Below are 18,903 nucleotides of genomic sequence, written 5' to 3'. Positions count from 1 at the left end.
CCACTTCCTTAGAATAGTACGGTTACCATCCACCCGCAGGGGAGACCGCCCGAGTGCTAAGTTCGCTGCTGACGCAATTTCGACAACAGTATCCCCAGGGCAGCCTGACTTCGGATTTACTCACCATCCACGACGGGCAGTACGTAGTGCGGGTCTGCGCGGGGGTAGACAGCCGGATTCTAGCGAGCGGGCTGGGGGCAAACCCCGCCCTAGAGTTGGCCGAAGATATGGCCACCACCCGCGCCCTAGAGCGCCTAAGTCTTGCTGCGGCTGAGTCGCCCAGACTGTCCCAGTCGCTCAATCATGCCCCACTTCAGGAACCTGAAGTGGCGATACCCGAGCCGCAAAGAGCCCTTCCCAGCCTTGAGCCCAGCGCAATTCTTCCTAGAAGAGGCTTCGCCAACGACCCATCAGAGCAACCCAGCGACGAGAGCATTGAACCCACCCGTCCAAAACTTACCCCGCCGCCATTGACCCTCGTGCCGCCCCATCTAGACCCAGAGCAGGCATTGGAAGTGGCGGCTCCTGACCAATCGACTGTAGCCGTGGCAACTCCACCCCTACCCCAGGTGTTCACGCCATCCCAGGAAGAACTGCCAGACAGCTTCGAAGCACCGGCAAACGAGTTTACAGAGATGGGCATAGAACCAGCGGCGATCGATCTATCCGACATCATTGCCCAGACCGATGTCGAGCTGCAGCGGCTGGGCTGGGGTGTCACCCAGGGGCGCGAGTTTTTAGAGAAGACCTACGGCAAGCGATCGCGCCACGACCTCACCGACGACGAACTGCTGGAGTTTTTGCTCTTTCTCGAAACCCAGTCGCCCGTCCCCCAACCCTAAATTTGGGAGCAAAAAGCCCCCCAGATCTCTGGGGGGCTAACGTTATCGGCTGTTGACCTGGCCTACATGACCGTCAGTGGACGAGACCCGACAGCGGTGCGATCGATCACCTGGTCGATCAGGCCATATTCCATGGCCTCTTGGGGGCTCATAAAGAAGTCGCGCTCGGTGTCTTGGGCGATCTTATCGATGGGCTGGCCGGTGTTCTTGGCGATCGCGTCATTCAGCTGCTTCTTCAGGTAAAGAATTTCCTTCGCCTGAATCTCAATATCGGTGGCCTGACCCTGGGCACCGCCCAAGGGCTGGTGAATCATGATCCGGGAGTTGGGCAGACTCATGCGCTTGCCCTTTTCGCCTGCAGTGAGCAAAAACGCCCCCATGCTGGCGGCCAGCCCCACGCAGATGGTGCAGATCTGGGGCCGAATGTGGTTCATGGTGTCGTAGATGCCCAGGCCCGCCGACACCGACCCACCGGGGGAGTTGATGTAGAGATAGATGTCTTTATCGGGGTCTTCGGCTTCGAGAAATAGCATCTGGGCCACAATTAGGTTGGCCGAATCGGCGGTAACCTCTTGGCCGAGGAAGATAATACGCTCCCGTAAAAGCCGGGAATAAATATCAAACGCGCGCTCGCCACGCCCGGATTGCTCAATAACGGTTGGGATCATCGTGATAAGCCACTTTGTACGGGTTTACCTGATTCTAGCGAGTTGTGTTCCCCAAAGGTGCGGCAGCGTGGAGGGATAGCCGAATCAGGGTTTGTTATCCTGGCAACCATATTCCCTTTTCAGGCGCAGCCATGGCCGTTAGCGTTGATCAAATTTTGCGGTGGAAGCAGACGGGCCAACCGGCCCAGCCCATTGCTGTGCTCACCGCCTGGGATGTGATGTCGGGGCAGATTGTCGATGCGGCAGGGGCCGACATTGTGCTGGTGGGCGATTCCCTCGCCATGGTGGCCCTGGGCTACGACACCACACTGCCTCTGACCCTAGAAGACATGCTGATCTGCGCCAAAGCCGTGCGGCGGGGGGTTAAAAATGCCCTGTTAGTTGTAGATTTGCCCTTTCTGAGCTATCAAGCCAGTGTAGAAGATGCCGTGCGGACGGCGGGGCACATGCTCAAAGCCGGAGCCCAGGCGGTAAAGCTGGAGGGAGGGCACGAGGCCGCGATCGCCATCGTAGAGCGCCTGGTGCAGTGGGGCATACCCGTGATGGGTCATGTGGGGCTAACGCCACAGTCGGTGAATCAGTTGGGCGGCTTTCGCAAGCAGGGAAAAACGGCAGCAGAGGGCGATCGCATCCTTGCTGAGGCCAAAGCGCTAGAGCGGGCGGGGGCGTTTTCCATTGTGCTAGAGCACATTCCCGCCGAACTGGCCCGCGACATTACTAAGGCACTGAGCATTCCCACCATTGGCATTGGGGCGGGGTTGCACTGCGATGGCCAGGTGCTAGTCACCGCCGATGTGCTGGGGCTGTCGGCCTGGCAGCCGCCCTTTGCCAAGGTCTACGCCAACCTTAGGCAGCAGGCGGTGGAGGCAGCCCAGCAATTTTGTGAAGAGGTGCGATCGGGGCAGTACCCGGCATGAAATATCGGGGCAGTACCCCGCATAAAATTCCGTTAAGCTAAGAACGCTGGCAGTTAGCACAGAGACGATTTACTACGGTTGATACCCAAGCTATGACCACATCTCTTCAATTTAAGTACGACGTTAAAGATATTTCCCTGGCCACCCAGGGCAAACAACGGATTGAGTGGGCTGGGCGCGAGATGCCCGTGCTGCGCCAGATTCAAGACCGTTTTGCCCAAGAGAAGCCCCTGGCGGGTATTCGAATTTCGGCCTGTTGTCACGTCACCACCGAGACTGCCCACTTGGCGATCGCCCTTAAAAACGGCGGTGCCGATGCCGTGCTGATTGCCAGCAACCCCCTCTCGACTCAAGATGATGTGGCCGCCAGCCTGGTCGTCGACTACGGCATTCCCGTTTTCGCCATGCGCGGTGAAGATAGCGCCACCTACCTACGTCATGTTGAAACCGCTCTCGACCACCGCCCCAACATCATCATTGACGATGGCAGCGACGTGGTTGCCACCTTGGTGCAGAATCGCCAGGCCCAGCTGTCTGAGATCATCGGCACCACCGAAGAAACTACCACCGGCATCGTGCGGCTCAAGGCTATGTTTAAAGACGGGGTGCTCAGCTTCCCCGCCATGAACGTCAACGACGCCGACACCAAGCACTTTTTCGACAACCGCTACGGCACCGGCCAATCGACCCTCGACGGCATTATTCGCGCCACCAACGTGCTGCTGGCGGGTAAAACTGTCGTTGTGGCTGGCTACGGCTGGTGCGGCAAGGGTACCGCCATGCGAGCCAAAGGTATGGGGGCCAACGTTATCGTCACCGAGATTGACCCAGTGCGCGCCATTGAAGCCGTGATGGATGGCTTCCGGGTGATGCCCATGGCCGAGGCTGCCACCGTGGGCGACCTGTTCATCACCGTGACCGGCAACAAGCACGTTATTCGCCGCGAGCACTTCGAGGCCATGAAAGACGGCGCGATGGTCTGCAACTCCGGCCACTTCGATATCGAAATCGACCTCGAATCCCTCGCTTCTATGGCCAGCGAAGTCAAGCAGGTGCGCAACTTCACCCAGCAGTACATGCTCACCAACGGCAAGTCGGTAATTGTGCTGGGCGAAGGTCGCCTGGTCAACCTGGCCGCCGCCGAGGGCCACCCCAGCGCGGTTATGGATATGAGCTTTGCCAACCAAGCTATGGCCTGCGAATATCTAGTGAAAAATAAGGGTTCCCTTGAGCCCGGCCTGCACTCCATCCCCGAAGCGGTGGACAAGGAGATTGCTCGGCTGAAGCTAGTCGCCATGGGCATCGAAGTCGATAGCCTGACCCCCGAGCAAGAGATCTACATCAACTCCTGGACTGTGGGCACCTAGGCGATTCCGGGACGGATGCTCGCTTCGAGTTTCCGTTTCTGGGATGCCGCAGGCTTTACGCTGCGCGAATCGCCGCCTAAACCAAAGCCCCAGGGTGCTTAAAGCATTCTGGGGCTTTGCCATTAAATAACCCCCAGTGCCGAGGCACCGGGGGCTGCTTAGTATAGGGAGTTAGCTATAAATTGCGCGAGATCCGTCTTGTCTGTACTTAGAATGCCTTAGATGAAGCGATCGGTCATCCTTTTCTCCGCATCTTTATGGCAGATTGGCCAAGGGTTAGCAGCCCTCAAGGGTTTTGCGAACTGTGATGCCCATCACTTACAGAGTTCCGCACACCAATGTTATAAAGATTGGCTGCGCTGCAATATCCTCACGGCTAAGCAAAAGGGGGAACATCTAAAACGAAGCCCGGTAGCACAGATTCTCCAGCAAGCTGGGTAGGCAGCGATCGCACCTCCGCCCCCTGCCCAGATCGATAAATTTCCACCTGCTGATCCTGAGGATTCATCAGCCAGCCCAGGCGAACACCACTGGCCATATATTCCCGCATCTTCTCACGCAGGGTAGTCAGACTATCGCTGCTTGAACGCACCTCCATGACAAAATCAGGCGCAATGGGGGGAAACCTGCGCCGCTGCTCTAGGGTCAGCGCTTCCCAACGGGATAGTTCTACCCAGGCAGCATCGGGCGATGGCCCTTCGGGCCGGTCTTTGACCATCGCTTGCTGCCAATGGGCAGCTGAAAAACAGTGGACGAGCTAAAGACTTTGCCGAGTTTGGCTTGTCGGTTTTACAACGCTAAGTCAATCCCTAACTCCATCTCTTGATTGCCGCTCTCACCGCCAACGGGGGGCATAACGATCAACACTCCTTGGGCATTTTGCTCGATCGCCATCTCCGGGTTATGGATGCAGAGTTGGTAAAACTGCTCATCGGTAAAGTGAACAGCCTCAAGATTGATTTCAAGCGGCAAATCCAGGGTGGTCATAGGATGCTCCAGTGGAAGGGGGCGATCTCTAACTGACGGCGGTGCCTTCTATGGTAGCGACTCGTCTACCTTGTGAAAATCGTCAAAAACCGTTGCGGACGAACAACTCTTCTGGGGAAACTGTCTACACTGTTGGCTAACTTGCTTCACCCTTACCAGCCATGAGCTATAGCTTTGACATCATTGGTATTGCCCCGGTGCTGCAATTTTTCAACCACCAGCAGCGGGTGGAGGCACGGCGCGATCGCAGCCAGGCCTACCTCGGCAGCTACTGCTGTACCCTCGATGCCTTTATCAGCGCCACCGAGGCCGTGCACCGCAAGCCCGACTGGGACTGGGATGCGATCGTCAGCACCATTGTTGCCTTCTGGCTCAGCCAAGAAAACGACGTGCGCCACTGGAAACAGCAGTTTGCCGTTGCCCAGGGCGATCAAAACCTGATCGTGGCCCGCATTGTTAACTACGACAGCCTGCGCCACGAGTTTGAAACTCTGTTCGACAACTAAGCGACGGGGCGAAGATGGGAAGAACATGCCAGAATAAAGGCTGATTTAGCACCCCGCATTTCATAGGTTCCGTTGATCAGGCTCCTGGCTAAAATTCGCGACATCTTCCTGCACTGGTGGGGCGATTTCACCCTCCAGACCCGGCTAATGGCCGGGGCCACGCTGGTGGTGTCAATGATTACGAGCGCCCTCACCTTTTGGGCCGTCAACACCATCCAGATGGATGCCCGCCTCAACGACACCCGCTTTGCCCGTGACTTGGGGCTGCTGCTAGCGGCCAACGTCGCACCCCTAGTTAATGAAGCCGATCGCACCGAACTGGCCCGCTTTTCCTACAGCTTTTACCAGAGCACCTCTAGCGTGCGCTACATGCTCTACGCCGATGAGAATGGCGATATATTCTTTGGCATTCCCTTCTCTGAAGCGTCGGTACAAAACTCCCTCACCCTCAGGCGGCGCATGCAGCTGCCCGAGGGCTACGCCCAAAACACCGATCGCCCCCTAGTGCGTCAGCATCTCACCCCGGCGGGTGAAGTCACCGATGTGTTTGTGCCCCTCAACTACAACGGCAACCACCTGGGGGTGCTGGCCATGGGCATTAACCCCAACCCTACGGTGGTGGCCTCGTCGCACCTGACCCGGGATGTCACCATTGCGGTGTTTGTCTCGATCTGGGTGATGGTGATTTTGGGGGCCGTGTTTAACGCCCTGACCATTACCCAGCCCATCAAAGAACTCTCGGTGGGGGTCAAAAACATTGCCGACGGCAATTTCAGGCAGCGCATCGATCTACCCCTCGGCGGCGAACTGGGCGAGCTGATCTACAGCTTTAACGACATGGCCGAGCGTCTGGAAAGCTACGAAGAGCAAAATATCGAAGAGCTCACCGCTGAAAAAGCCAAGCTCGAAACCCTGGTTTCTACCATCGCCGACGGAGCCATTTTGCTGGACAGCGATATGCACGCTGTGCTGGTCAACCCCACCGCCCGCCGCATCTTCGGCTGGGACGACCAGATTTTGGACGGGCGCAACATTCTAGAGCACTTCCCCGCTCCGGTGCGGGTGCAGCTCACCCGGCCCCTGTTTCAGGCCGTCAAGGGCGACTCAGAGGCGATGGAGTTTCGGGTGCCCATCACCGAGCCTAGCAATCGCACCCTGCGGATTTTGCTCAACACCGTGCTTGACCAAGCCAAAGAAAACGTCAAAGGTCTGGCCATCACCGTGCAGGATATCACCCGCGAGGTGGCCCTCAACGAAGCCAAGGCCCAGTTCATCAGCAATGTCTCCCACGAGCTGCGCACGCCGCTGTTTAATATCAAGTCGTTCATCGAAACCCTGCACGAGTACGGCGAAGACCTCAGCGACGGCGAGCGCAAAGAATTTCTCGAAACCGCCAACCACGAAACCGATCGCCTCACCCGCCTGGTCAACGATGTGCTTGACCTGTCGCGCCTAGAGTCGAGCCGCCAGTACCAGCTCGAAGCGGTGGATATCATTCAACCCATTGAGCAGACCCTGCGCACCCACCGGCTCAATGCCCGCGATAAGCAGATCGAGCTTTTGCAGGATGTCGAACCCAACCTGCCCCCGGCCATGGGCAACTACGATCTGCTGCTGCAAGTGTTTAGCAACCTGGTGGGCAATGCCCTCAAGTTTACCGAACCCGGCGGCCAGGTGATGCTGCGAGCCCACCAGATTGTGCCCCCTGGCGATGACCCTAACGACGGGGGCTATATTCGGGTTGAAATCTCCGACACCGGCATTGGCATCGCCCCCGAAGACCAGCAGGCCATTTTCGATCGCTTCTTCCGGGTCGAAAACCGCGTTCACACCCTAGAAGGCACCGGCCTGGGCCTCTCGATTGTCAAAAACATCATCGAAAAGCACACCAGCCAGGTACACCTGGTCAGCGAAGTCGGGGTCGGCACCACCTTTTGGTTTGACGTAGCTGCCTACCAACCCGATGCGATCGAGGTGCTGACGAAAGACACTACCCACCACGAAGTAGAGAGCAAGAATCTGGCGATCGCAGCCATCAGCCCCTCATTTTTAGATACCTCACAGCTGACACCCAAAACTGATCAAAATTGACTTTACGGAAACGCCAGGCGTTACACAGCAGAATGCAACCAGGGCTGCAATTGTTCAAACAGCTGCTGAATCAACGCCAAATCCTTCACGCCGGGCTGGTGTTCGACGCCGCTGGAGAGGTCGATGCCGTCGGGGTTGAGGGTTGCAAGGGCCGTAGGGATATTCTCAGGAGTGAGCCCACCGGCCAGCATCCAGGGGCAGGTAGGTCGAAACGACACCAGGGCATCCCAATCTAGCGTTAGCCCCGTGCCGCCAAGCTGATCGGGATGGTAGGCATCGAGCAGCAGGGCATCGACGTAGGGGGCATAGGTTTCGGCCCGTACTAAATCTGCGGCGGTGCGTACACGAATAGCTTTGATCAGGAAAATACCAGGCAGCTCAGCGAGGAGCCGCTGACATTGCTCCAGGGTTTCTTGCCCGTGGAGCTGAATGTGGCTGAGGTTGGCCTGACGGGCAATGGCAGCCATCTCAGCCAGCGAGGCATCGGCAAAGACTCCCACAGTTTTAGTCACCACTCCAGCCGCATCGAGCGCCTGGGTGATTTTGGCGATCGCATCGGGAGTCAGGTAGCGGGGCGACTGGGGCACGCAAATAAAGCCGAGGTGGGTGGCACCGTGGCGGGCGATCGCGATCGCCTGCTCTGCCTGGGTAATGCCACAAATCTTGACCCGCATGTTAACTCTATTGAACATTTCGCTGAGGGGGTGTCGCCGGATTTTTATAATCCAACTAGGCCTAAATGCCCATGCTAGGGCCGCATCTAGCTAAGCGTTAAGCGATCGCCGTTAAATTCTGTTTCTCAAGACCCAATTTTAGACCTCTAGCGGAGAAATAACATTGCTGTTTTCTACCCTGCTTGCCGCCTACACCGTGCCCACCACTCCCGAGTGGTCATACAAAGTGGCGCTGATTATGATCACCTGCAACCTGTTTGTGCTGGCCATTGGCAAGTACGCCATCCGCAAGCCTGGGGTCGGGCCAGCACTGCCCGTGGGCCTGCCCATGGTGTTTGAGGGCTTTGGTCTGCCCGAGCTGCTAGCGATCGCCAGCTTTGGCCACATTCTCGGCGCTGGCATGATTTTAGGTTTGGGCAACGCTGGCTTGCTCTAGCTGCCGCCAACGACCGCCGCCCGGCGACTTTATGGGCCGATTGATAGAATAAAGCCATACCTCCCAGACCTGAGGGCTCTAGTGCTGCTAGACACCATCGGGGCTGGGCTGGTATTTGACAGCATTCATAGGAGCTAGGCAATGCAATCCAGCTGGCGCGTTGGGGCTATTTTAGGAATTCCCCTGTTTGTCGATAGCTCCTGGTTCATTATTTTACTGCTGGTGACTGTGTCCTACGGGCTAGAGCCCAGCTGGCACTCGGCCTGGGGCAATTTGGCCTGGGTGATGGGGTTTGCCCTGGCGCTGCTGCTGTTCGCCTCGGTGCTGCTGCACGAGTTAGGCCACAGCATTGCCGCCAAAACCCAGGGCATTGCGGTCAACTCGATCACGCTGTTTTTGTTTGGCGGCATCGCCTCCATCGACAAAGAGTCGAAGACGCCAGAGAATGCGCTCAAGGTGGCGATCGCAGGCCCCCTGGTCAGCTTTGGGCTGTTTTTGCTGCTCACTGCCGTCTCCCTAATTCCAACCCTGCCGACGCCAGTGGCGGTAATTACCGGCAGCGTCGCCCAGATCAACCTGGTTCTTACGCTGTTCAACATGATTCCTGGCCTGCCCCTAGACGGAGGCCAGGTGCTCAAAGCCGTGGTGTGGAAAGTCACCAACAACCGCATCAAAGGCATTCGCTGGGCGGCCCGCTCAGGCCAGCTCCTGGGCTGGCTGGCGATTACCTTTGGCCTGGTAATGGCCCTGGCCTACCAGGCGTTCTCAGGATTTTGGATCGCCGCCATTGGCTGGTTTGCCCTACGCAACGCCGCCGCCTATAACCAGGTGACCAACCTGCAAGAGGCGATGCTGGCTCTGTCCGCCGTGGATGCTATGGCCCGCGACTTTAAGGTAGTCGATGCCGACATGTCGCTGCGACAGTTTGCCGATACCTACCTGCTGGAAGAAAACCGCGCCCCCGCCTACTTCGCCGCCTCCGACGGGCGCTACCGAGGCCTGGTCAGCGTTGACGACATGCGGGCGATCGAGCGCAGTCAGTGGGAAACGCTGCCCCTCAGCCACATCGCCAAACCGCTGCTGGAGATTCCGTCGGTACGGGAAGGCACACCGCTAACCGAGGCCATCGACCAGCTCGAATCCCTGCAACTCCCTAGGCTCACGGTGCTGACCCCCGCCGATGCCGTCGCGGGCACCATCGATCGCGGCGATGTAGTGCGGGCGATCGCCGATCGCCTAGGCCTGCGCGTCTCCCCGGCCATGATTCAGCGCATTAAAGAAGAAGGCCAGTACCCGCCGGGGTTGCAGCTATCTTCGATCGCTAAGTCGGTGATTGAAGAAGCCAGGGCGTAGGATATTAAGTATCAGGTTTAGGTATCAGGGGTAGTCCTAAACCTAATACCTAATATCCAAAACCCTTCTTCCTACGCCATCCCAAATTCAGCCAATAGCGCCTCGTCGGAGTCGTCGGCAATGGTGGCCACAATGGTCATCAGTCGCGAGATCTCAGCCGGAGAAATATCCTTCAGAATGCGGCTCGAAATCACCAGCACCTGATTGCCGGAGATACCAAAGCGGGCTTCGAGGGTTTCGTTGCAGTTTTTCTCCAGCAGTAGCTTCATCAGCCGGGGCTCGTCTTTGGCGGGCAGCACTAGCACGGGCGACCACACCGTCAGGGTGTCGGTCTCGGTTTCGCCAGTGAGCTGGGCATACACCTCGACACTGCCGTACTTAAAGCGCCACAGGTGCCCCCCATCGGTCTGATTGACCATGGCCCCATCCCCCTGGTCGAGGGAAGCCAGCACCGCCTCAATGGTGTCCACGTAGGACACAATGTCTAGCCCATCCTCAGAGGGCGGGGTGGAATAGGACAGATCCATATCTATTGCGTCGTTAGCCATAACAGACCCCTGGTAGCTATTGCTCAACAAACTAAATCGTGTGGTCAGACTGCGGTGAGAGCAGGTGTCAATCAACCGTCACCAGACCGGCGGCCCGCAACCGCTAAAATGCAGCGGCGATGGTCAGAGACCGGCTCAGAGAAGCCATCCTGCGCTTTCCCAACTGTAGCCCCTTGCGGCTAGCTCTGACTATCCCTCAATCGCCTTCCCAACCTCTTGGGGGAACGGCTGGCCCCAGGTCACAGCCTAGGATGGCTGCGATTACCCTACTGTTTCGACTTCCTGGAATTGGTCTTCTAGGGTGTCAAAGCTGTAGTCTCGCACCTCGGGCGCTTCGGGCGGCACCTCAAACCCGGTAATGGTGCAGGCCTGACGCCGCTCGGGCCGCGACGAATAGCGGCAGAGATGTTCGATAAAGTGAAACACCACCTTGGGGTCAGACCACTTCATCTCGGCCCGCTGCTTGAGAATAATCAGCGCCTCTTTATCGCTCATGGAGCTGCGCCAGCCTTTGCGCTGGCGGCACGACACCCAGGCGTTGAGCACCTGAAAAATGCGGGCCAGGTGATTTTGAGGAATCGCCCGCAGGTGGTATTGCTCTAGCACGTCGGCGACATCGTTGAGTCCGGCATCGCGGGCCAGTTGGGCGCTGGCGTTAAACAGCACTTCCATTTCAGAGATGGCCTGGCCGTGGTCGGGATATTCTTGCCGGAGGTGTTGGTCGTTGAGGTAAATGGCCCCCAGATTTTTGAAGTGGGCGGCCAGGAAAAGCGTCTTTTTGTCGCGATCGCCCAGTCCGGCAATGGTGCCGTAGGCCAGGCAGAGATCGGCCAGAAAGATCGATTCTTCAAACAGCAGGGGTTGCCTGCGCTTGAGCAGACTGCGCAGCAGTTTAATAAAGCTGTGGAAGCTAGGGTAGCTCATGGGTCAAGGATTCCCTGAAACAGCTGGCGGCAAACAGAAAGTTCACCACTAGATGAAGTGCTGTGGACTGCGCAGACCAAGGCTAGACAATTGGCCGGTCATGGGTTAGCACGCCAACCTGACCAGGACTCGCTGCATTTGGCCTGCACCCAATCTCTAGGTTCGAATCAGCAGAGCCAGGGCAGTGTTTTCAGGGAACACCCCAAGTCTAAGGCAAAATTATGATGCGGTGACGCCGTTTGTCAGGTTGCCAGGCCACCCATTGCGGCCCATCGGTCTCAGGGAACTAATAGATTTAGTGAGGCTAACCAGTCGGCTAAGCCGTTCAAAATCAGCTGCACCCCAATGGCCATGACAAACAGGCCCAGCAGCCGACTCATGGCTTGAATGCCGCTGGCCCCCAGAACTTTTAGCAAGAGCGTAGACGATCGCAGCGATAGGTAAATCACGATGCCAATCAGACCAATGGCGGTGGCGATCGCCAGTAGATTCATCGCCGTAGGTACCGACAGATCGCCCCCGGCCTGGGCGGCCAGGCCGAGAGTGACGGCGATCGCCCCTGGCCCCCCCAGCAGCGGTATGGTCATCGGCATAAACGAGATATCTTTGTGCTCACCGATGCGGTGGACGGCATCCTGATTGTCCACCTCGCTGAGCTTGGGGTCAGAGTTCATCGCCTTCCAGGCCGCGTGGAAGACCACAATGCCCCCCGCGATCCGCACCACCGCCAGAGAAACCCCAAAAAACCGCAGCACGCTGCCCCCCACTAGGAGGGTGCCCACCAGCAACAGCACCACGTTGCGGGCAATATTCAGAGCGTAGCGATAGCGCAGCGAGGCGGGCACCCCCGTAGTCAGCACCAAAAAGATCGGCACCGCACCAATGGGGTCTACCACCGGAAACAGCGCCGCAATGGTGCCTACCACAAACTCTAGAAACGTTCGCACTGCCGCTTTGCCCCAGCAAACCTGGTTCTACTTTACGGCTATTTTTCTGTTTATAGCGGCGGCTGTGCTACAGACCAGACTACTTCCAGGCGCGGTTTTCTAGATCGCGTACCTGACGCTCCAGGCGATCGAGCCGCCCGCGCAGCTCATCCATCTCCGCCTGGCGGGGCACCCCTAGGTCTTGCAGCGTATTGCGAAACAGCCGCTGAAACTGATCTTCAAGCGCGCCATTGCCCTCGTTGAGCTGAGCCATCACCTCATCCATGAGGGTGCGGGCCTGCTCGGGGTTAAACTTGCCCTCACGCACCCACTCCTCGGTCACGACCTTGACCCGCTCGGCTACCAGGGAGGTGGTGCCCACGCCAATCATCAGCAACTGGCGCAAAAGGTTGTTGGTATCCATTGAAATCTCCTTGTTATATGCGGGCGTGGTCTGCCAGGTCTGAGCCGCAGGCCAAAGGATGCTCAAAAGACTTTTCGGCCACCCGTCTATTCTGTCAGAGATTCCCAGATTGCCGGGTATAGAAAGCCGTACCGAGCACTGGGGGATGCTCCGGTAAACGCCGGAGATTATGCAAAATGCTGCCGAGGGTCGGTGAGGCCGATCGCCCCAGTATCGTCCAATTCATTCATCAACTAGGATGAAAGCTAACGGCTGGAGAGGATCACCCCCATGACAGCACAATCTGCCATTGCCCAATCTCAGCTGTACGATCGCGACCTGGCCCGTTGGTATGCCGAGACCCTAGCCCAGCTCAAAGCGGGCGATCTGGAGAATTTAGACGTAGGACACTTGATCGAGGAGATTGAAGGATTGGCCGCGCGCGATCGCCGGGAGATCAAAACCCGCCTCAAGGTTCTGCTAGCCCATCTGCTCAAACGCATCTATGTGCCTCTGCCTGACAACTATCGCGGCTGGGAAAACACTATCGACGAACAGCGGGAGCAGCTTCAAGATCTTTTAGAGCAATCCCCAAGCTTAGAGTCCTTCCTCGAAGATAGCTTTGCAGAAAGCTGGCAACGTGCCCTCAAGCAGGTGCGCAATGACTATCCCGAAGTGAGCCTCCCTGACCTCTGGCCTGGCGATCGCACAGTAGAGAGCATTCTGACCAAAGCTCTTTGGCAGCGGTAGACGACCGACGATTTGTAAGGAATCTAACTGCTGTGTCTCTACCAGCCAGCTCTAGACAGGCCAGATTGTCATCAGCCGCCGGTTAACTCATCCACCTTGGCCTTTACCGCCTGAATGTCTTGCCACATCAGCCACTTGGGGCTGCCCTTGTCGCGCGACGGGTTGCGCAGCAGATAGGCCGGGTGAAAAATCGGCATGCACAGCCGACCGTCCCACTCCATCCACTGCCCCCGCACTTTGCTGATGCCCAACTTCACCCCCAGCAGCGCCTTGAGGGCCGTCGCCCCGGTGAGCAGAATAATTTTAGGATCCACCAGCCGAATTTGCTCCAGCAAATATCCTTTGCAGGCGGTCACTTCGGCGGTGGTGGGCACGCGGTTTTCGGGCGGGCGACATTTGACGATGTTGCAAATGTACACATCAGTCTCGGTGTTAAACCGTACCGATTCGAGAATTTTCTCCAGCAATTGTCCTGACTTGCCCACAAAGGGAAGCCCTTGCTCATCCTCCTGCTGCCCTGGCCCCTCGCCGATGATTAGCACGGGAGCAGTCGGGCTGCCCCGGCTGACCACGACATTGGTGCGGGTGACGGCCAGATCGCAGCGCTGACAGCCCCGACAGTGGGTACCCAGGGTCTCTAGGTCAGGGTAAATGCCGGGGAGAATCGGCACCGCGCCATCGGTGGGTATGGCATCAAAATCTACGGTGCTGGGATCTGCCGTTGCGCCTTCGCTAGCACCACTACCGGCGTTAAACAGGCTAAATTGCTCGTTGGCCATCGATTCTTGGGGGCTACATCATCCTCTTGGCATTATTGTAGAGGGTCTCGGCCTGCCATGCCGAGGCGGCGGCTCAGCGGTGCCCCAGCACGGCGTTGTATAGTAGAAAGCTAGTTAAATTCTGTTTGTTGTCCAGGAGCCTCAGCCTTGACTTTCTCCGCCGAAGATTTTGCCAAAGCCCTTGAGGCCCACGACTACGATTTTCAGGTGGGCAGCACCGTACGGGGCACCGTAATTGCCCTAGCCAACGATGGGGCCACGATTGACATTGGCGGCAAGTCATCGGCCTTCATGCCCATTCGCGAGGCGGCGGTGCGGGCCATCACCTCCTTTGAGGGCTTGCTCGAACCTGGCGCAGAATACTCGTTTCAGGTGATTCGCGACCAGGATGCCGACGGTCAGGTGCTGCTGTCGATTCGCAAACTCCAGCTCAAACAGCTGTGGGATAAGCTGGCCCAGCAGGCTGAAGAGAGCGCCGTGATGGAGGTCAAAGTCACCGGCCACAACAAGGGCGGTGTGACGGTCGATGTGGAAGGGCTGCGGGGGTTTGTGCCGCGATCGCACCTGGGCCGCACCTATGAAGATCTATCCGACGCCGTGGGCCAGCGCCTCACCGTGGGGTTCCTCGAAGTCAACCCTGCTGCCAACAAGCTGGTGATGTCGGCCCGCCTCGCCGCCCGCAGCCAGGTGATGAGCACCCTGGCGCTAGGCCAGCTGATCGAGGGCACCGTGGCCAGCCTCAAACCCTTCGGCGCGTTTGTCGAGTTCGACGGCATCAGCGGCCTGCTGCACATCAAGCAAATCAGCAAAAACTACGTAGAGTCGCTGCCCACGGTGCTGCAGGTAGGCCAGTCGATCAAGGCGGTGGTTGTCGGCCTCGACCCTGAGCGCAACCGCATTTCGCTCTCGACCAAGGTGCTTGAGAAGTACCCCGGCGAGGTGATCAAAGAGTCTGAGGCCGTGTTTGAAGACGCCGAAAATCGCCTGGGCGACGTCAGCCGCATGCTCAACGACAGCGAGGCCTAGGCACTATGGGCACCGTGTGGGAACTCGACTTTTACTCCCGGCCCGTGCTGGATGAGAACGGCAAAAAACTCTGGGAAGTGCTGCTCTGCGAAGGGTTAGTCGGCACTGGAGTGGAGGCTGACAAGCTGTTTCGCTACAGCAAGTTTTTGCCCAGCAGCGAGGTCAACTCAATTGTGCTCAAGGGGGCGATCGAGGAGGCGATCGCTGAGGCGGCCAGTCAGGGCATCGCGCCCCCCAGCCGCATTCGGTACTTTCGCTACCAGATGCAAAACATGATTTTGCGGGCCTGCGACGATGCGGGTATTCCGGCTCGGCCTAGCCGACGCACGGTGGCGTTGCAGCGGTGGTTGAGCGATCGCAACCAAACCCTGTATCCCCAGATGGAAGGCTACACCAGCGCTCCATCGCCCTCGGTGGCAGCCCCACCCCCCAGCCCCCAGGCCCTGCCCGACGCCCTGCTGGGGCAGAAGTGGACCTTTGTCACCCTCGAAGCCGCCGCCTTTGCCGATCTGCCCGACTGGGAGATTGGCTTTGGGGAGTCGTTTCCCCTAGATATGGCGAATCTAGACCCCGATACTCCAATCCCCGGCCTGCTGATTTTCTCCCCCCGCGCCACCGCCCTCGCCGCCTGGATGTCGGGCCTAGAGCTGGCCTACTGGCGAATAGAGTCCAGCAAAGCTCCCCAAATTATTCTCGAAACCGGAGCCTCCGACAGCTGGGTTTTGGCGGGTCTACCCGGCCCTAAGCTGCTGGCCGAGGCCCAGGCCTTTGAAGCCGCCAAGGCCAAAGCCAAGCAGGTGCACTTCATTGGCATCCAAGACAGCCGCGAGAGCGAGTCTTTTGCCGGGTTCTGGCTGCTGCAAGAGCTGAGTCTGGGGTAGGGGAATGGCTTTTTTCAATGGCCTGGCTAAGTGGCCCCACTGGCGGAATGCGGGGATTTATGTGCTGCTGCTGGCGATCGCCCTGGTGATGGTCTTTCCGCTGCTGTGGCTGCTCAGCACCTCCCTCAAAGGCTCGACCGAGAACCTGCTGGCCAACCCGCCCCAGCTTTTACCCCAGCAGCCCACCCTGGCCAACTACCGGCAGGTGTGGCAGTCAAACCCCTTTGGCCAATACTTTCTCAACAGCACCGTGGTAGCGGTGCTGACGGTGGCGGCAAACCTGCTGCTGTGCTCGCTGGCGGCCTATCCCCTGGCGCGGCTGGCGTTTTTGGGCCGCGATACCCTGCTGGCGCTGATTGTCGCCACCATTATGATTCCGTTTCAGGTGGTGATGATACCGCTGTACATTCTGGCGGTGAACTTGGGGCTGCGGAACACCTACCTGGGGCTGGTGCTGCCCTATCTGGCCTCGGCCTTTGGCATTTTTCTCATGCGCCAGGCGTTTCAGGGCGTGCCTAAGGAGCTAGAAGAAGCCGCCCGCATGGATGGCTGCTCTGACCTGGGCATCTGGTGGAATGTGATGCTGCCCGCCACGCGCCCCGCCCTGGTGACGCTGGGCATCTTTGTATTTATTGGCACCTGGGGCGAATTTCTCTGGCCGCTGATTTTGCTCGATCGCCCCGAACGCTATACCCTACCCCTGGGCGTTGCCCGGCTGGCGGGCAGCTTTTCCCTCGACTGGCGGCTGATTGCGGCGGGGTCGATTTTGTCGGTGCTGCCCGCCATTTTGGTGTTTGTGCTGTTGCAGCGCTACATTGTGCCGACAGAGACAGCCAGCGGGGTGAAAGGGTAACGAGCGGATGGGTAGGTAAGGGACGGTACAGGTAGCGTATTTAGAAAGGGGAATAGACTAGCGTTGCAACTGGCTTAATCTTAAGCCGAAGTCGTTATACTACTGATCAGTAATAAAATCCCGATTCCTTTTTACCCGGCTTCTTGGTCTATCGCTATGGCTCTTGCTCCTACGGCTTCGCAGGTAACTTCCCTCGACGATGACTGCCGACTGGTGCGGCTGTCGCCAGAAACACTACAGCTGGTGGCCGACTTTTTTAAGGTACTGTCAGAGTCGAGCCGGTTGCAGATTGTCTGTGCCCTCAAAACTGGGCAGAAGAACGTGACTGAAATAATTGAAGCCACGGGGCTAGGCCAGGCCAATGTGTCTAAGCACCTCAAGATCTTGGCTCAGGCGGGCATTGTTAAGCGCCAGCAGCAGGGGGTCTGCGTCTATTACCAGATTGCCAACGGCTTTGTATTTGAGCTGTGCGAGCTGGTGTGTGACTCGCTGTCGGTACAAATTCAGCAGCAGTCTGAGCAGATTGCCCACCTGGGGGCGTTTCGTCAGGCTTAGTTGAGGGAGAAAGGTTGGGGCGATCGCGCCTAGGAATTGCTCGCACGGCTGCAGGGCTGCGATCGCTGCACCACTGCGCTCCAGAGTCTGATATCCACTAGCGCCGCGCAGGCCAATCGAACAGCCCTCTGGAAACCTAGAGCAGCGAACCTTGGTATATAGAACTACAGCTTTATCGGTTCTTTAGATTGATCACCTAGATTGATTTAGGCGATTAATCAACCTCGCTTCATCAGCCGCGGCCTAGAGGGCGGCGGCTCCCTTTTCTGCAATGAAACTCGATGAACTATGAAACTTAAAACCCTGGCCGTTGCCCTGCTCTCGACCGCTGCTGCCGTTGGCCTATCCATTTCTGCGGCCTTCGCCCAGGTCGCCGAGGTGAATATCGACAGTCTCAACGTGCGCTCTGGCCCCGGTCTCAATAGCAGCATTCGCGGCACCATACCCAGGGGTGCCCAGGCCAAGATTATTCAAACCCAGGGGGACTGGCTTTACATTGTCACCGGCCCGATTGAGGGTTGGGTATACGCCCCCTACGTCACCGTTTTAGATCAGCCTGGGCCTGGGGTTGACTCACCCGTAACCACCGTTATGGTTTGCAACGGCACCAACCGCACGACGGCCCGTGTCTACCGCCAAAACGGCGAACTCAAGCTGCGGGTGCACGATCGCCTCGACAACCTCACCTGGCTCGACACCCCGGCCCGCATGGAAACGGGCTCTGGGGCGACAACCTACGTCAACATTCGCGGTGAGCAAACGACTCGAGTATTGCAGAGCCAAAGCTCGCCAACCAACTGCTCGATTCAAACCACCAATCGCCCCATAGAAGCTGGCGTAGTGACCGAAATCGAGCAGCCCTAGCGCGGTTGATGCATTAGATAGTAGGCAGCGGGTTTATTTGCCGCCTGTGACTTTGTTGACCAGGTCTTTGGCGTCTTCAACCAGATTCTTTTGATCGGGATTTTCCTGACGGTACTGCTTGAGGTTTTCCTCGTAGGTCTTTTGCACACCGTTGGGGTTATCGATCACGTCTACAGCCTCTTCGTAGGCCTGGTCACGGGGTTCTGCGGTCAAAGTTTGGTCTACGGGTGGGGTCGCAGTGCCCTTGTCATTAGCGGCGACAGCGGGCTGGGTAGCCAGCGTTAGCCAGCTCATTAGACCAACCAGGCAAGCTAGGGCGATCGCGCGAAAGCGGCGGCTAAAAAATTCTTTTGAGAGCGTCATAGGGCGTTTCATAGCGTTCCTGAAGTCCTTAGGTAGGGGAAAATCCATCGGTAAGGAAGCGACGGAATAGAGTCGCTGACAACTCACAACAGATTGAACTGTATAGTACGAAACCTAATCTCAGCCCCTCTCTACCCCCAGGCACATTCTCTGGGCTGAGGTTTAGCGGGCTGTGAAGGATTCGGTGCAG

General features: G+C 57.9%; 21 protein-coding genes and 1 pseudogene. 13 read left to right on the top strand and 9 right to left on the bottom strand.

The window, feature by feature from the left end:
• Positions 1–53: 53 nt before the first annotated feature.
• Positions 54–842 carry a hypothetical protein gene (locus VB780_RS15990; protein WP_323352161.1) on the top strand — a complete coding sequence of 263 codons (789 nt, stop codon included), beginning with the start codon at positions 54–56 and terminating at the stop codon, positions 840–842.
• A 62-nt stretch (positions 843–904) separates the two neighbouring features.
• Here VB780_RS15990 and clpP read toward each other — a convergent pair whose 3' ends face one another.
• The gene (gene clpP, locus VB780_RS15985) at positions 905–1,510 is read right to left on the bottom strand and encodes an ATP-dependent Clp endopeptidase proteolytic subunit ClpP (protein ID WP_323352160.1); all 606 of its coding nucleotides are present in this window, start codon (positions 1,508–1,510) and stop codon (positions 905–907) included.
• A 131-nt stretch (positions 1,511–1,641) separates the two neighbouring features.
• Between clpP and panB the strand changes: the two genes are divergently transcribed.
• On the top strand, positions 1,642–2,427 hold the full coding sequence (panB, locus tag VB780_RS15980) for a 3-methyl-2-oxobutanoate hydroxymethyltransferase (protein ID WP_323352159.1): 786 nt from the start codon (positions 1,642–1,644) through the stop codon (positions 2,425–2,427).
• A 92-nt stretch (positions 2,428–2,519) separates the two neighbouring features.
• Positions 2,520–3,794, top strand: a complete 1,275-nt coding sequence (gene ahcY, locus VB780_RS15975; protein ID WP_323352158.1) for an adenosylhomocysteinase — start codon at positions 2,520–2,522, stop codon at positions 3,792–3,794.
• Positions 3,795–4,170: 376 nt separating this feature from the next.
• On the opposite strand, the pseudogene VB780_RS15970 reads toward ahcY, so the two are convergent.
• Positions 4,171–4,781, bottom strand: a pseudogene (locus tag VB780_RS15970) (Uma2 family endonuclease).
• Between the two features lie 161 nt (positions 4,782–4,942).
• Here VB780_RS15970 and VB780_RS15965 point away from each other — a divergent pair.
• Positions 4,943–5,287: a hypothetical protein gene (locus VB780_RS15965; RefSeq protein ID WP_323352157.1), complete on the top strand. Its 345-nt coding sequence runs from the start codon at positions 4,943–4,945 to the stop codon at positions 5,285–5,287.
• A 72-nt stretch (positions 5,288–5,359) separates the two neighbouring features.
• The gene (gene nblS / locus VB780_RS15960; RefSeq protein WP_323352156.1) at positions 5,360–7,378 is read left to right on the top strand and encodes a two-component system sensor histidine kinase NblS; all 2,019 of its coding nucleotides are present in this window, start codon (positions 5,360–5,362) and stop codon (positions 7,376–7,378) included.
• Positions 7,379–7,398: 20 nt separating this feature from the next.
• Here nblS and VB780_RS15955 read toward each other — a convergent pair whose 3' ends face one another.
• Positions 7,399–8,052 carry a phosphoribosylanthranilate isomerase gene (locus tag VB780_RS15955; RefSeq protein ID WP_323352155.1) on the bottom strand — a complete coding sequence of 218 codons (654 nt, stop codon included), beginning with the start codon at positions 8,050–8,052 and terminating at the stop codon, positions 7,399–7,401.
• Positions 8,053–8,215: 163 nt separating this feature from the next.
• Between VB780_RS15955 and psaK the strand changes: the two genes are divergently transcribed.
• Positions 8,216–8,488 carry a photosystem I reaction center subunit PsaK gene (psaK, locus tag VB780_RS15950; protein WP_323352154.1) on the top strand — a complete coding sequence of 91 codons (273 nt, stop codon included), beginning with the start codon at positions 8,216–8,218 and terminating at the stop codon, positions 8,486–8,488.
• Between the two features lie 141 nt (positions 8,489–8,629).
• Positions 8,630–9,841: a site-2 protease family protein gene (locus tag VB780_RS15945; RefSeq protein WP_323352153.1), complete on the top strand. Its 1,212-nt coding sequence runs from the start codon at positions 8,630–8,632 to the stop codon at positions 9,839–9,841.
• A 71-nt stretch (positions 9,842–9,912) separates the two neighbouring features.
• Here the strand turns inward: VB780_RS15945 and VB780_RS15940 are convergent, their stop codons facing one another.
• The 4 genes from VB780_RS15940 to VB780_RS15925 all read right to left on the bottom strand — a co-directional run bounded on the left by VB780_RS15940 (position 9,913) and on the right by VB780_RS15925 (position 12,663).
• Complete coding sequence (locus VB780_RS15940) at positions 9,913–10,389, bottom strand: YbjN domain-containing protein (RefSeq protein ID WP_323352152.1); 477 nt, start codon at positions 10,387–10,389, stop codon at positions 9,913–9,915.
• Positions 10,390–10,650: 261 nt separating this feature from the next.
• Positions 10,651–11,313, bottom strand: coding sequence for a hypothetical protein (locus VB780_RS15935; protein WP_323352151.1), 663 nt, complete (start codon positions 11,311–11,313; stop codon positions 10,651–10,653).
• A gap of 278 nt (positions 11,314–11,591) precedes the next feature.
• Complete coding sequence (locus VB780_RS15930) at positions 11,592–12,260, bottom strand: MarC family protein (protein ID WP_323352150.1); 669 nt, start codon at positions 12,258–12,260, stop codon at positions 11,592–11,594.
• A gap of 79 nt (positions 12,261–12,339) precedes the next feature.
• On the bottom strand, positions 12,340–12,663 hold the full coding sequence (locus VB780_RS15925) for a phasin family protein (protein ID WP_323352149.1): 324 nt from the start codon (positions 12,661–12,663) through the stop codon (positions 12,340–12,342).
• Between the two features lie 270 nt (positions 12,664–12,933).
• Here VB780_RS15925 and VB780_RS15920 point away from each other — a divergent pair, with 270 nt between their 5' ends.
• Entirely contained in the window at positions 12,934–13,392 is a 459-nt protein-coding gene (locus tag VB780_RS15920; protein ID WP_323352148.1) for a DUF29 domain-containing protein, read from the top strand.
• Positions 13,393–13,463: 71 nt separating this feature from the next.
• Here the strand turns inward: VB780_RS15920 and VB780_RS15915 are convergent, their stop codons facing one another.
• On the bottom strand, positions 13,464–14,171 hold the full coding sequence (locus VB780_RS15915; RefSeq protein ID WP_323352147.1) for a uracil-DNA glycosylase: 708 nt from the start codon (positions 14,169–14,171) through the stop codon (positions 13,464–13,466).
• 147 nt (positions 14,172–14,318) lie between these two features.
• Between VB780_RS15915 and VB780_RS15910 the strand changes: the two genes are divergently transcribed.
• The 5 genes from VB780_RS15910 (at position 14,319) to VB780_RS15890 (ending at position 18,350) form a co-directional block, all read left to right on the top strand.
• A complete protein-coding gene (locus tag VB780_RS15910; RefSeq protein WP_323352146.1) occupies positions 14,319–15,197 on the top strand; it encodes a S1 RNA-binding domain-containing protein in 879 nt (292 codons plus the stop codon).
• A 5-nt stretch (positions 15,198–15,202) separates the two neighbouring features.
• Complete coding sequence (locus VB780_RS15905) at positions 15,203–16,078, top strand: Tab2/Atab2 family RNA-binding protein (protein ID WP_323352145.1); 876 nt, start codon at positions 15,203–15,205, stop codon at positions 16,076–16,078.
• A 4-nt stretch (positions 16,079–16,082) separates the two neighbouring features.
• A complete protein-coding gene (locus tag VB780_RS15900) occupies positions 16,083–16,931 on the top strand; it encodes a carbohydrate ABC transporter permease (protein WP_323352144.1) in 849 nt (282 codons plus the stop codon).
• A gap of 156 nt (positions 16,932–17,087) precedes the next feature.
• Entirely contained in the window at positions 17,088–17,486 is a 399-nt protein-coding gene (locus tag VB780_RS15895) for a metalloregulator ArsR/SmtB family transcription factor (RefSeq protein WP_323352143.1), read from the top strand.
• A 288-nt stretch (positions 17,487–17,774) separates the two neighbouring features.
• Positions 17,775–18,350 (top strand): SH3 domain-containing protein, encoded by a 576-nt coding sequence (locus tag VB780_RS15890; protein WP_323352142.1) that lies wholly within the window; start codon positions 17,775–17,777, stop codon positions 18,348–18,350.
• A gap of 33 nt (positions 18,351–18,383) precedes the next feature.
• Here VB780_RS15890 and VB780_RS15885 read toward each other — a convergent pair whose 3' ends face one another.
• Entirely contained in the window at positions 18,384–18,713 is a 330-nt protein-coding gene (locus VB780_RS15885) for a hypothetical protein (protein WP_323352141.1), read from the bottom strand.
• Positions 18,714–18,903: the final 190 nt, after the last annotated feature.

The organism is Leptolyngbya sp. CCNP1308 (assembly GCF_034932455.1).
Lineage (GTDB): Bacteria > Cyanobacteriota > Cyanobacteriia > Phormidesmidales > Phormidesmidaceae > Nodosilinea.
Note: the sequence above shows the minus strand (reverse complement) of the source record. Positions and strands in the feature narration are given on the sequence as shown.

Coding starts and splice junctions, on each gene's coding strand:
- VB780_RS15965 (WP_323352157.1), top strand. CDS start 4,943: ATGAGCTATAGCTTTGACATCATTGGTATTGCCCCGGTGCTGCAATTT.
- VB780_RS15905 (WP_323352145.1), top strand. CDS start 15,203: ATGGGCACCGTGTGGGAACTCGACTTTTACTCCCGGCCCGTGCTGGAT.
- VB780_RS15925 (WP_323352149.1), bottom strand. CDS start 12,663: ATGGATACCAACAACCTTTTGCGCCAGTTGCTGATGATTGGCGTGGGC.
- VB780_RS15935 (WP_323352151.1), bottom strand. CDS start 11,313: ATGAGCTACCCTAGCTTCCACAGCTTTATTAAACTGCTGCGCAGTCTG.
- clpP (WP_323352160.1), bottom strand. CDS start 1,510: ATGATCCCAACCGTTATTGAGCAATCCGGGCGTGGCGAGCGCGCGTTT.
- VB780_RS15900 (WP_323352144.1), top strand. CDS start 16,083: ATGGCTTTTTTCAATGGCCTGGCTAAGTGGCCCCACTGGCGGAATGCG.
- VB780_RS15945 (WP_323352153.1), top strand. CDS start 8,630: ATGCAATCCAGCTGGCGCGTTGGGGCTATTTTAGGAATTCCCCTGTTT.
- VB780_RS15920 (WP_323352148.1), top strand. CDS start 12,934: ATGACAGCACAATCTGCCATTGCCCAATCTCAGCTGTACGATCGCGAC.
- VB780_RS15915 (WP_323352147.1), bottom strand. CDS start 14,171: ATGGCCAACGAGCAATTTAGCCTGTTTAACGCCGGTAGTGGTGCTAGC.
- ahcY (WP_323352158.1), top strand. CDS start 2,520: ATGACCACATCTCTTCAATTTAAGTACGACGTTAAAGATATTTCCCTG.
- panB (WP_323352159.1), top strand. CDS start 1,642: ATGGCCGTTAGCGTTGATCAAATTTTGCGGTGGAAGCAGACGGGCCAA.
- VB780_RS15885 (WP_323352141.1), bottom strand. CDS start 18,713: ATGACGCTCTCAAAAGAATTTTTTAGCCGCCGCTTTCGCGCGATCGCC.
- VB780_RS15940 (WP_323352152.1), bottom strand. CDS start 10,389: ATGGCTAACGACGCAATAGATATGGATCTGTCCTATTCCACCCCGCCC.
- VB780_RS15955 (WP_323352155.1), bottom strand. CDS start 8,052: ATGCGGGTCAAGATTTGTGGCATTACCCAGGCAGAGCAGGCGATCGCG.
- VB780_RS15895 (WP_323352143.1), top strand. CDS start 17,088: ATGGCTCTTGCTCCTACGGCTTCGCAGGTAACTTCCCTCGACGATGAC.
- VB780_RS15890 (WP_323352142.1), top strand. CDS start 17,775: ATGAAACTTAAAACCCTGGCCGTTGCCCTGCTCTCGACCGCTGCTGCC.